We start from the raw sequence: 12,669 nt of genomic DNA, 5'->3' as shown, positions 1-12,669 counted from the left end.
AGATGTAGCGTCCGGAACTACAAGAAAATTTTAAAAAGGGAGAGAATTAGCATGGCGAAAAAATTTAAGGAAAGTAAAGTGACGATGAAGCAAGAGAAAGAAGAAGGCAAGGGGGCATCTTTCTCATTAAAGCATGTGACGGAATCAGCTGATGCAGAGTCGATTGTCGAAGTACGTGAGGCAGTGGAAACATTGCTAGATGAACCATTTACTCATACAACAATGACACAAATTTATACAATTGATTAACACAAAGTGAGAGTGAGGGCGTTAGACCTTGAACCACTGGAGCAGAGTTCGCAGGAGCGCTACAAGCGCTACAAGAGCTATGTGAAGTGGACGTCAAGGCTGCCCGAGCGAACCAGATTAACACAAAGTGAGAGTGAGGGCGTTTAGCCTTGAACTACTGGAGCAGAGTTCGCAGGAGCGCCACAAGCGCTACAAGAGCTATGTGAAGTGGACGTCAAGGCTGCCCGAGCAAACCAGATTAAGGGGGATTAACCATGAGTGAAGTAGTAACTGAAAAATTTGAGATGAGTTTTAAAAATCAAGCAGGGAAATCGAAAAAAGTAAGCATTAATAATCCACGTACAGGTATCGACCGTCAAACGGCTGAAAATGCAGTGAAAAAATTTGTAGATTCACCGATATTTGTTGATGAGTCTGGTGATGCTTATGAAAAAGCAGTTAATGCACAGTATGTTCGTCGAACGGTAAATGAAGTTTACCGTAACGAGGAGTAGTTGTTTTATCGCTAAGTGGAGAGTAGGGAGGCTCTCCACTTAGTATAGTAAGTATAGGGAGGAATTAAGATGACCGTCATTCAAATCGGTGCTATCGCCAGTGCCTTACTAGCGATTGTGGCACTTATTACAAAATTATGGAATGTTATCAATGCGATATATGCTCTTATTTATAGTTTGGAACAATTAAAACAAACGGTAAAAGAGCAACAAGTCGCTATAACTTCCTTAGTCGATAAAATGGCACGATTGGATTGGCGTGTCATGAATTTGGAAGAAACGAGGGAGTATTATGCATCTTAGTAATCGTCTATATGATGTATTAAAATGGTTGGTACTAATTGGATTACCTGCCTTAGCCGTTTTGGTTAAGGGGTTAGGTGATATTTATGGTTGGTTTCAAGCTGAACAAATGGTGGCACTGACTAACTTAATCGCAATGTTTATCGGGAGTTTAATTCAGTTGTCATCTCACCATTATCATCAAGGGGGAAGTGGACCAGATGTCGTTCATCGAGCAATTGCTTAGTACGCTTCGATTATATATCGGTGTGCAACAATATTCGGCTATTCATCGTTCAATTGTCGATGCATACAATGCTGTCACACCAATTCCAATGGGGTATCGAGTTCGATACGATGATGATTGGTGCGATGTGTTTGTAACCTTTATAGCTGATAAATTAGGATTTAGTGACGTGATTGGTAGGGAGTGTGGTGTTGAACGCCATAAGCAATTGATGCGTCAAAAAGGTGTTTGGCTAGGTAAAGTAGAGCCACGAGCAGGTGATATTCTATTATTTGATTGGGATAACGGTGGTTTTGCAGACCATATCGGTTTTGTGGAGCAGGTGGATACGCATTATGTTCACACGATAGAGGGGAATAGCAATCGTCAAGTTGCTAGGAACAAGTATTTAAAAGGAGATAGTCGTATTGTTGGCTATGCACGACCATTTCGTATAACGGACAAACATAATTTGCAGTTAATAACTAATGTGGCTCGCTCAGTCATTCGTGGAGAGTGGGGCAATGGTGCAGAGCGTGTTCAACGCTTAATGGCATCGGGCTATGATAGCCGTCGAATACAAGCAGAAGTAAATCGTTTGATGACACAGTAATTATCGTTCCTAATCAATATTGCTAAAAAAATCACAATTATAAAATTGGTTTTGATTAAGACAGTGCATCGTGCATTGTCTTTTTTATTGTGAAATCAATAAAGAAACATAAGTCTTGATTTATTCACAAAGTAAACGTTTTCTAAGATGAAACTATCAACGCTTTCATTAATTTGTTGTTTCAATAGGATTCTGAATGAAAATATTTTTGTGATTTTTTGCACAAAACGCTTGACAATACTTTGTGAAGAATGTAATATAAGGGTGTAAATAACAACACCACATTTTAGGAGGATGTCGAAATGACGGAAGTAGTAGAAAAAACAAAACAACAATTAGCCTTTGAACATGTCGATGAATTAGTTAAAAAAGCAACTGTTGCTTTAGATGAATTTCGTTTATTAGATCAAGAAAAAGTGGACTACATTGTAGCCAAAGCATCTGTTGCTGCATTGGATAAACACGGTATTTTAGCAAAACATGCAGTAGATGAAACAGGACGTGGTGTATTCGAAGATAAAGCAACTAAAAACTTATTCGCATGTGAGCATGTAATTAACAATATGCGTCATACTAAAACAGTTGGAATTATTGAAGAAGATGAAGTAACAGGATTAACATTAGTCGCTGAACCTGTCGGTGTTATTTGCGGGATTACACCAACAACGAACCCAACTTCAACAGCAATCTTTAAAGCCTTAATCTCATTAAAAACACGTAACCCAATCGTTTTTGCTTTCCATCCGTCAGCACAAGAATCATCTGCTCATGCAGCACGTATCGTATACGAAGCAGCTGTAGCAGCAGGAGCACCTGAAAACTGTGTACAATGGATTACAAAACCGTCAATGGAAGCAACTAACGAATTAATGAATCACCCAAGTGTTGCGACAATTTTAGCAACAGGTGGTAACGCAATGGTTAAAGCAGCTTACTCTTGTGGTAAACCAGCTCTTGGGGTTGGTGCTGGTAACGTTCCTGCCTATGTTGAAAAATCAGCAAATGTAAAACAAGCAGCCTATGATATTGTGATGTCTAAATCATTTGATAACGGTATGGTATGTGCGTCTGAGCAAGCTGCGATTGTGGATAAAGAAATTTACGATGAATTTATCGAAGAAATGAAGTCATACCATACATATTTTGTTAATAAAGCTGAAAAAGCGAAATTAGAAGAGTTCTGTTTCGGCGTTAAAGCAAATAGCAAAAACTGTTCTGGTGCGAAATTAAATGCTGATATCGTAGGTAAACCAGCAGCATGGATTGCTGAACAAGCAGGCTTTACGGTTCCAGCAGGCACAAATATTTTAGCAGCAGAAGTGAAAGAAGTTGGAGAAAACGAGCCATTAACACGTGAAAAATTATCACCAGTTATTGCAGTGATTAAGTCTGATAGTCAAGAAGACGGTGTGAAAAAAGCATGCCAAATGGTTGAGTTCCACGGTTTAGGGCACTCAGCAGCGATTCATACGAATGATCAAGATTTAGTGAAAGAATTTGGTCGTCAAATTAAAGCGATTCGTATCATTTGTAATGCACCTTCAACTTTTGGTGGTATCGGTGACGTTTATAATGCGTTTATTCCGTCATTAACATTAGGTTGTGGTTCTTATGGTGCAAACTCTGTTGGGGATAATGTGAGTGCAATTAACTTATTAAATATTAAAAAAGTGGGGAGACGTAGAAATAATATGCAATGGTTTAAAGTTCCTTCAAAAATCTATTTCGAACGTGACTCAATTCAATATTTACAAAAAATGCGTGATGTACAAAAAGTATTTATCGTGACAGATGAGTCAATGGTTAAACTTGGATTCTTACAACGTGTTATTGAGCAATTACACTTACGTCGTAATAAAGTAGTTTATCAAGTGTTCAGTAACGTTGAGCCAGATCCAGATATTTCAACAGTTGAACGTGGTGCAGAAGCAATGAAGAGCTTTGAGCCGGATACAATTATCGCTTTAGGTGGTGGTTCTGTAATGGACGCTGCGAAAGTAATGTGGATGTTCTATGAGCAACCACAAATCGATTTCCGTGATTTAGTTCAAAAATTCATGGATATTCGTAAACGTGCCTTCAAATTCCCTGAATTAGGTGCTAAAGCAAAATATGTTGGTATTCCAACAACATCTGGTACAGGTTCAGAAGTGACACCATTTGCGGTTATTTCAGATAAGAAAAATAATATGAAATACCCATTAGCTGACTACTCATTGACACCAACAATTGCGATTATCGACCCAGCATTAGTATTAACAGTACCAGATTTCGTAACGGCTGATACTGGTATGGACGTATTAACGCATGCGATTGAAGCTTATGTGTCAATTATGGCAAACGATTATACAGACGGTTTAGCCTTACAAGCGATTAAATTAACATTTGAAAACTTAGAACGTTCTGTAAAAGAAGCTGACTTTGAATCTCGTGAGAAAATGCATAATGCGTCAACAATGGCTGGTATGGCATTTGCAAATGCGTTCTTAGGAATTTCTCACTCAATGGCACATAAGATTGGTGGTTTCTTCCATACAGTGCATGGTCGTACAAATGCGATTCTATTGCCATACGTTATCCGTTACAATGGTACAAAACCAGCGAAACAAACAACTTGGCCAAAATACAACTACTATAAAGCAGATGTAAGATACCAAGACATCGCTAAAATGTTAGGCTTAAAAGCAGATACTCCAGAAGAGGGTGTTGCAAGTTTAGCTCAAGCAGTGTATGAATTAGGTGAACGTATTGGTATCGAAATGAGCATTAAAGCACAAGGTGTTGACGAGGCAGAATACATGGCACGTGCAGAAGAAATTGCATACTTAGCGTATGAAGACCAATGTACTCCAGTAAACCCACGTTTAGCATTAGTAAGCGATATGAAAGAAATTATCGAAGATGCTTACTATGGTTACAAAGAACGTCCAGGACGCTTAAAATAATTAGATAATTAATGAAAATGACGGCAATGCCTTTGGGTGTTGTCGTTGTTTTGTTTTGATATAGGGTATAGTCAAGAGAATTTTGTCTGACATTGATTTGAGTTTAAATAGGCAAAAATTTAAAAAATATTCAGTTTCAAACTTGAATATATTAAAGTAATGGTGTAAAATAAAAATGGTAACGTTTACATTGGGTTTTTTTAGGTGGTGGGAATATGTTAAAGAAACTAGCAGTGTTAATCTTTTCGTGCTTATTTCTGGTTAGTTGCACAGGTTTAAAAGAGCGCAAAGTGGATATAGGTTTAGAAGAAGATAATGATATTCAGCTCGTACAAAGTGAAAGTGTGCAGTTAGAAGAAAATAGTATGATTCAAGATATTGTTATCAACAAGCAATTTATATTCCTTAATGATAGTGCTAATAATATCGTACAGATTTTAGATAAAACGGATTATAAAGTGATTAAGACATTATCTGCTCAAAATCTAAATGAGAATTTATGGATTCCGTCTAGTCTATATGTTTCAGAAGATACATTATATATTCTCGACAATAAACAAAAGCAAATAATACTATATAACCTTAAAGATGATACCTACGATAAAATTCAGTTAAACAACTTAGATTCTGTGATGTTAAATACGTTTATGAGTTTAACGGTTATTGATGAAAAAATGTATGTAAGTTTAAGTGCTAATAATAATGAAGCTAATTGCATTTATGAAGTGGCAACCAGTGGGCAATTGAAAAAAATCGTTAATAATTTTATTGGGTATGTAACTAGTATTGACAATAGTCTAGTGGCTACGAATGCTTATTTTCACTCACAAGATAAGGACGGCATTCATATTACTACCGGTGATTCAAAAATGATATTTATCAATGAAAAGAATCAAGTCACATCATACCAACTAAATGACAAAATTGCTCCGTTTAAACTCTACAAATTAGGCGATTTTATGATTACGTCTAGCCTTGGAACAGCTAGTATTATTAAATATGATATTAACAATCGCACGTCAAAAGTAATTTATTCAATGAACTATACGAGTGTCGAAAATGCTTATATTGGTATGCTAGCAGTAGATGTTGATAATTCTGTCTATTTAATTGATAATTCAAATCATACATTAATGAAGTTGGTGTATCATGATGAAAAGCATTTGTATGAATATTAACTATACTTTCCAAAAGATTAAACATGACATTTATTTTTGCATTTTGTTGATAGGTTCTTTTAGTGCCATGCTATTAGTCCCCATTTGTATTATCGGAATAGGATTAACTTTGTATAATTTTACCTTTTCCTATATACCTAAACCGGCTAATCAGACGATTTCTTTTGGTGTACAAATTGAAAATAATCAGTATTTAGAGCCAGATAAGATTAAGGCAATGTTTCCAGAAATTGAATCATTTTCAGTGCATAATTATAAAGATATTGTGTTGTGGGGAAATGAATCATTTATTGATGTCAATTTGACAGGAATTACTCGAGATATTGATAAGATTTTCAGACAGCAAAAGGTCAAAGGGACAGCGATATTCGATAGTGAAAAGTTAAATTCAGATAAAAAATATTGTTGGGTAGGCTCTGATTTATATTATCAATTGGGGGACCCAGAGTTTATTACCATTGAATACACGAAATATTGGGTTGCAGGTGTGTACCATAACCGGCAATTGAGTAATGTGATGATGATTGATGTGAAAGAGTATATGAATTATCACAATTCATTATGGCAGTCATATAGTATCAAATTCAAAGATAAGACGATTACGTCGAGTGAAATTGCTCTATTCATGAAAAAATTTGAAGAACAATTGAATATTAAAACACCTATATCTTGGGAAGATTGGACTAGGTATGAAGAACATAATAAAGGAATTTTCTTTAGTGCTTTAGGAGTTATCATTGCAGCGAGTATTTTTATTTTGATTTATGGTGGGTTAAATATATTGACGCTAATGATTAATAAAGTCGAAAGTCAAGAACAAGAATTAAAAATTCAATGGTTTCTAGGTGTTCCGAAAAGCCAACTGTATATTCAAGAAGTGTTGTTCTTATTGTTTACAGTCTTATGTGCAGCTCTATTGGATTTATTACTCCTTTCGATGTTCAGAGAAGTGTTCATTGATTATTTAAAAATGTATTTTGTCATTGATGTTAGCATGTATCTATCAGTGATAGTATTTTCGGTATTAATCAGTTTCATGATTTCATTTCTTCTATTGAAGAAACGGCTGAAATTATTGGCAAATTAGGAGGAATTATAATGTATTACTTGTGGACAGCTACACAAAATGTGATGAGCCAAAAGAAATTTTATCTCTTATTTTGTTTACAGATTGTGCTGATTACTTGCCTTATTAATGTACTATTGGGGTTAAATAATGGGTTGCAACAGATGATAACCACTTTTTCTAGCCAACGACAGTTTGATGTATTGTATCTTAACGGAGAAAATGCAGACGGAGTTGTTTTTAATGATTTTACACTAGATGATTTTCAAGAATTGCAGCCATTATTTCCTACAATCCCAATGAGTCTTGTAAAAACAGGTGTACTGGGGATTTTTAATGATGATTCGTCAGTGAAAAGTTATCATTATTATGAGGTAACAGGGAATTTTGAAGAGTTAGCCTTGTCCGAAACGGTAAATTTAGATTTGGAGCAGTATATTTATGCGTCAATGGAGTTTTTTAAAGAATTGGAACAAGCATTGAATTCAATGCCGAGTAATGTGACAGCTCAAGAGTTTGACATTGCTGATATTTCATTGGAAGAAATGTGGTTAATGACAGGAACAGGGCAGAAAATTCCGATTTATCCACTTGAAAATGTATCAAATTCGCAAAATATACAAATTATTTTTGGAAATGAAATTAATCTTCATAATCTGGAAGAAAATACACATCCGTTAATGAAGTCCATTATTGCGTCTTCAAAATGGCATATTCTAGGTGGTGCACAACATAGTATTTCTTTGGGAATGAGAGTGAATCAAGAGCAAACAAAAGAGTTACAACAAATATTATCATCTAACAATCAAAAGCACTCTGATTATTTATTTAAATATTCTTCATTAAAACAGGAGTTTAATGATAAAAGACAAGAAATCGTGTTGATTTCCAGAACATTTTATTCAATTTAATTTGTTTGTGTAGTGATTATTGGTATCAGTTTAGTTGGACTGGTGTCTACTTTTATTGATAGAAGAAAAGGTAATATTTCGCTATGTTTTTTGGTGGGAGCGACTAAAAAGGAATTATTAATTGAACTGTTGCTAGAACTCATTTTGGTAGTTTTGGTGAGTGGTATGATTGGCATTGTATCATCGTATGCGATTGTACTATTCAATGGCAATATGCTAGGAGTGCCGATTAATCTGTCGTTTGGATATAGTTTGTTATTAATTTTATGTCAATTCATCATGACGCTCTTCATTACTGTCTTACTCGCTAAGAAATATACGAAGATGAACCCTATTGCGATTTTAAGTGAGGTGTAAAACATGATTACGTTAGAAAATATTCATTTCTCGTATGGCGATACAGAAATTTTGAAAGATATTCACTTAACGATTAATAGTGGCGAATTTATCATGTTACTAGGTCAGTCTGGGTGTGGGAAGACAACTTTATTAAATTTAATCGGATTAATGTCCAACGCAACTTCAGGGAATTATACTTTTTGTGGCGAAGAAGTGGCACATTTATCGGTAGATGCAAAATCTAGAATTCGTAATCAGAAGATTGGCTTTGTTTTTCAGGCTTTTCATTTAATTAATCACTTAACAGTTTTAGATAATGTCGCTTTGCCATTAGGATATGCTGGGGTTAAAACGGTTGAGAGAAGACAACGAGCAATGAAAGCATTGGAAATTGTTGGATTAGGGGAGAAAAGTAAAAATTATCCATCTGAACTATCGGATGGCCAAAAGCAACGAGTAGCGATTGCAAGGGCATTAGTCATTAATCCACAATTAATAATTGCCGATGAACCAACAGGGAACTTAGATTCCGAAACTGGACAGTTGATTATGAATTATTTTGCACAATTAAATCAAATGGGGACTACTATATTAATGAGTACGCACAATAAGGATTTAACTCGATATGCAACAAGAGTTATCAAAATGGACGACGGTAGGATTAAGGGATAAGGATATTACGAGGAGATCGGTAGTTATAAATCTTACGAAATAACTAGGATTGCAGTCACAACTTCCCATAAAATTATGTTACACTATTATCAGTAGAAATGGGGGAGTAAACCATGTATGAAACAATCCTTTTTGATTTAGACGGCACGATTACAGAATCGGCTCCAGGAATTATCGCATCAATTCGATATGCAATGGATACCTTGAAATTACCACCACTTGATGATGCGACACTGAATTTATTTATTTATTGGGCCACCGTTAACATATTCGTTTAAACATTATGCACATTTAGATGATGAAACGGCACAATTAGCGACAGCGACCTATCGTGAACGCTATAATCATATCGGGCTATTTGAGTCGACTTTGTATGAGGGAATTGAAGTGGTGTTACAACAGTTGAAAGCTGCTGGCAAAAAGCTCTACATTGCGACTGCTAAACCAGAACCTCTCGCACGTCGAATACTAGAACATTATCAGTTGGAGCAGTATTTTGAAGATATTGTCGGTGCGACATTTGACGGAGTGGTGAGCACCAAAGAACAGGTTATCAATTTGGTGTTATCGAGAAATACAGACATTTGTGCCGAAACAACCGTTATGGTTGGCGATCGGCATCATGATATAGAAGGGGCACATCATCATCATTTAGATGCAGTAGGTGTGCTGTATGGATATGGCGATTTTGATGAATTGAAACAAGCCGGAGCAACCCATATTGTTGAAACTACTCAAGCCTTGCTTGATTTATTATTGTAGAAATAAAAGTACCTCACACGACTTAGATAGCTAAGTAATGTGAGGTGTATTTGCGTTATTATTTTACAAATAAATGAAGAATGGTGCTAACTGGCTCGCCAAGTTGTTCTACTGGTATCAAGGATGACAAAAGTGTCACCACTGTTGCGATTGCATTATTGGTAAAATGAAAGGCTAAAGATGCCATGACATTGTTATCGAAACGAGCGTACATCCAGATGAGTACAAGGGATAATGGTAAATAAATAATGAAATCTTGTAAAGCAAAGACATGGGCTGCTGCGAATAGATAGGTTGATACAGCATACATGACGATTTGTAATACTCGATTATTTGGATTGACCCAACCATTTAGTGAATGGCGAAAAACTAATTCTTCTACAATAGGTGCTGAAATAACCGTTAAGAAAAAGAATAGCACAAATGGTATATTTTGTTGCATTTCAGCTAATTCTTGTTGGTTTTGTCCGAGTGTATCAAAGTTAATAAATTCGGATAATCCGTAGACTAATAACAAGCGAACAATCCCACTTAGGAAAAATAAACCAACGGATAGTAAGAATAGCTTTGGTATTGTAATGCGTTGACGAATCCGGTGATATTCAGCTTTTAAGTGGTCATGAAACAAATAAATGCCGAGTGCCAGCGTTGAGACACTATTTAGTAAAACAGCATTGGTATCGCCAATGACATCAATTAAATGACCACTGATTATCATCATGATACCGTAGGCAAGAAACATAATTATATTAGCATATTTTTTCATAGAAACCTCCACAAATTTAATACAGATTGCTAGATTATTATACCATAACAAATCGGTGGTGGGGGGATAATCGAGTAAATTTATGAAGTTAGTTTTACAGGGGAAGATATAAAATTAAAACGATTACATTGAAATTATATGTATTTTTGCTATACTAAAAATGTAGAAAAGTGAAGACGGTGGCTACCCTAAATTACAAAGGAGGTGGTGCTTATGGAAGTAAGTGCTGAAATCCGTAAGAAAGGAGTAGCCAAGGTTGACTGCATTTGAAGTTGTACAAACAATCTTGTTGTTTAGTAGTTTTACTATCAGCTTGATAGCTTTGTGCCACCAAATTCATGAAGACAACCATAAAAAATAAGCCGTCCTTAACTTTGACAAACGGCTTATAAATCAATAAAGTCGGTAGCCACCGTCTGAAACGGTTCTACATAAGAGTCGAGTTCCCGCTCGGCTCTTTCTATTTATATTATACAGAACATTAATTCAGTTTTCAACAAGAAATGCAATTTGAAAAAAACAAAACACCCTACTCACTAATCATCGTTTCCAATTGTCTACGTTGTACTTTCATTGTAGCTGTGCGTGGAATTTCTTCCCATTTCATAATTAATGGTTTGTATAAATGAGGTAAATCGCTGACTTGGTGCCACCAAGCGTCCCAGTCCATTGTTTGATTGTCTTTTAATGTGATGACAGGTTGTGCACGATTTTCTTTTCCTTTGACAATGACAACTTCATTTAAAAAAGTTAAATGGTCAAGTAAGAAGTCTTCAAGTGCCAAGTTACTGTTAACATCTTGAATCAAGTCAACTTGACGGTCTTTTAAGATTAAGTGTCCGTCTTCATTGATACAGCCATAATCGCCACTATCCCACCATTCGCCATAGACAGTTTTTTGGAATCGTTCATCTTCTTTATAGTAAGTTAATGCTCGACCTTTTGAGTAAAGATGAATATTTCCGTCAGTATTAGGTGGTAAAATACGTCCTTGTTCATCGGCAATGCGAGCTTTTGTTAAATCTAAGAGTCCAACTCCCATATTACGTGCATCTTGTTCGGTTAATGTTTCTAAGCGATGTGACCGTAAAATCATTGGGCCGCACTCACTTTGTCCGTAGACTTGTAAAAAGACAGGCGACTGTGCTTTAGATGCCGATAAAAATGCAGCCATTGTACCATAATTGATTGCATCAAAGGTTGAATGATAATAGCGAGTTTGTTCAAATAATTCTGGTTTGGCTTGTGCTAACTCTGCCCAGCGAACAAAGTTGTTTGGGTGGGTCTCTAATGCAATCGGTTGATACGTGGTAAGTACTTGTTCTAGTGTATCAAAATCAGCATGAGTGATTGATACAAGTGGAAAACCGAGTGACATGGCAGAGCTGACACCGATATTGTATCGTGAATGAACCGGTGAAATGTGAAAGGCTAAAGGTCGTTTTGTATCAATTTTATCAAAAACAGTCTTCTGCCATTTTGTACGCCAGCCCATTGAATTGGCTGAGTGACAAATCAGTTTTGGTACTCCGGTTGTACCAGAAGTATGGGTCATATAACAAATCACATCGTCTGGCAATGGTTGGTGTTCGACCATAGTTGGTGCTAAGTTTAATAAGTCAGCAATGTGTAATTGTTGTTCTTTGGCTAAGTTAGTGACAGCTGCCATTGTTGATTTAGTCGCATTGTCATAGAGCACAAAGGGCTGTTCTAAGCGTTCGATAAAGGTTTCAATAGTTGATGTAGGTAAATGATATGAAACCATGACTGGAATCGCACCTAAATAGGTAACGGCTACGGCGAGTAAATAGGTATCCAAAGCAGCAGATTTGAAAATCATGACCTTATCTCCGTGCTTTATGCCATAAGTAGCCAATTGATATGCTCTTTGCACAATGGCATCGTGACTGTGTTGATACGTTGTTTGAGTTGCCAATTCAGGAAAGGCTGGCATAACCGTATCGACGGCAATCATCACGTCTGGTGTTTGTAATGCAGAATCACGATAATTTTGATATAAATTTAGTGGTTTGTAAGGGAAACTTTTATCCAATAGTGAACACTCCATTCATTTCATAATGGGATTAGTTTATCACAAATTCGGTGGGCTGTCAGTTTATGCTGCAAGTATTTTATAGCGAATTATGGTATACTGTTTGAGAAATA

The 12,669-nt window shown here is 36.0% G+C and carries 13 protein-coding genes and 1 pseudogene; 12 read left to right on the top strand and 2 right to left on the bottom strand.

Going from position 1 to position 12,669, the window contains the following annotated elements; genetic code table 11:
• The first annotated feature begins 51 nt into the window (after nucleotides 1-51).
• The 12 genes and pseudogenes from JDW14_06105 to JDW14_06050 all read left to right on the top strand — a co-directional run bounded on the left by JDW14_06105 (nucleotide 52) and on the right by JDW14_06050 (nucleotide 9,737).
• Nucleotides 52-249, top strand: coding sequence for a hypothetical protein (locus JDW14_06105; protein QQD64906.1), 198 nt, complete (start codon nucleotides 52-54; stop codon nucleotides 247-249).
• A gap of 254 nt (nucleotides 250-503) precedes the next feature.
• The gene (locus JDW14_06100; GenBank protein ID QQD64905.1) at nucleotides 504-743 is read left to right on the top strand and encodes a DUF2922 domain-containing protein; all 240 of its coding nucleotides are present in this window, start codon (nucleotides 504-506) and stop codon (nucleotides 741-743) included.
• Nucleotides 744-812: 69 nt separating this feature from the next.
• Nucleotides 813-1,046: a hypothetical protein gene (locus JDW14_06095; protein ID QQD64904.1), complete on the top strand. Its 234-nt coding sequence runs from the start codon at nucleotides 813-815 to the stop codon at nucleotides 1,044-1,046.
• On the top strand, nucleotides 1,036-1,272 hold the full coding sequence (locus JDW14_06090; GenBank protein QQD64903.1) for a phage holin: 237 nt from the start codon (nucleotides 1,036-1,038) through the stop codon (nucleotides 1,270-1,272). Before JDW14_06095 ends, JDW14_06090 begins: the two co-directional genes overlap by 11 nt.
• A complete protein-coding gene (locus JDW14_06085) occupies nucleotides 1,247-1,864 on the top strand; it encodes a CHAP domain-containing protein (protein QQD64902.1) in 618 nt (205 codons plus the stop codon). The genes JDW14_06090 and JDW14_06085 overlap by 26 nt, the downstream gene beginning before the upstream one ends.
• A gap of 302 nt (nucleotides 1,865-2,166) precedes the next feature.
• Entirely contained in the window at nucleotides 2,167-4,809 is a 2,643-nt protein-coding gene (gene adhE, locus JDW14_06080; protein QQD64901.1) for a bifunctional acetaldehyde-CoA/alcohol dehydrogenase, read from the top strand.
• Between the two features lie 215 nt (nucleotides 4,810-5,024).
• Complete coding sequence (locus tag JDW14_06075; protein ID QQD64900.1) at nucleotides 5,025-5,987, top strand: hypothetical protein; 963 nt, start codon at nucleotides 5,025-5,027, stop codon at nucleotides 5,985-5,987.
• Nucleotides 5,962-7,074, top strand: a complete 1,113-nt coding sequence (locus tag JDW14_06070) for a hypothetical protein (protein ID QQD64899.1) — start codon at nucleotides 5,962-5,964, stop codon at nucleotides 7,072-7,074. The genes JDW14_06075 and JDW14_06070 overlap by 26 nt, the downstream gene beginning before the upstream one ends.
• Nucleotides 7,075-7,085: 11 nt before the next feature.
• Nucleotides 7,086-7,964 (top strand): hypothetical protein, encoded by an 879-nt coding sequence (locus JDW14_06065; GenBank protein QQD64898.1) that lies wholly within the window; start codon nucleotides 7,086-7,088, stop codon nucleotides 7,962-7,964.
• A gap of 165 nt (nucleotides 7,965-8,129) precedes the next feature.
• Nucleotides 8,130-8,321: a hypothetical protein gene (locus JDW14_06060; GenBank protein ID QQD64897.1), complete on the top strand. Its 192-nt coding sequence runs from the start codon at nucleotides 8,130-8,132 to the stop codon at nucleotides 8,319-8,321.
• Between the two features lie 3 nt (nucleotides 8,322-8,324).
• Nucleotides 8,325-8,975: an ABC transporter ATP-binding protein gene (locus JDW14_06055; protein ID QQD64896.1), complete on the top strand. Its 651-nt coding sequence runs from the start codon at nucleotides 8,325-8,327 to the stop codon at nucleotides 8,973-8,975.
• A gap of 113 nt (nucleotides 8,976-9,088) precedes the next feature.
• A pseudogene (locus JDW14_06050) lies at nucleotides 9,089-9,737 on the top strand (HAD hydrolase-like protein).
• Nucleotides 9,738-9,795: 58 nt separating this feature from the next.
• Here the strand turns inward: JDW14_06050 and JDW14_06045 are convergent.
• A complete protein-coding gene (locus tag JDW14_06045) occupies nucleotides 9,796-10,503 on the bottom strand; it encodes a CPBP family intramembrane metalloprotease (GenBank protein QQD64895.1) in 708 nt (235 codons plus the stop codon).
• 529 nt (nucleotides 10,504-11,032) lie between these two features.
• The gene (locus tag JDW14_06040; GenBank protein QQD64894.1) at nucleotides 11,033-12,571 is read right to left on the bottom strand and encodes an acyl-CoA synthetase; all 1,539 of its coding nucleotides are present in this window, start codon (nucleotides 12,569-12,571) and stop codon (nucleotides 11,033-11,035) included.
• Nucleotides 12,572-12,669: the final 98 nt, after the last annotated feature.

It is taken from the genome of Aerococcaceae bacterium zg-252 (assembly GCA_016237705.1).
In the GTDB taxonomy this organism is placed as follows: Bacteria; Bacillota; Bacilli; order Lactobacillales; family Aerococcaceae; genus Globicatella; species Globicatella yangjingiae.
Note: the sequence above shows the minus strand (reverse complement) of the source record. Positions and strands in the feature narration are given on the sequence as shown.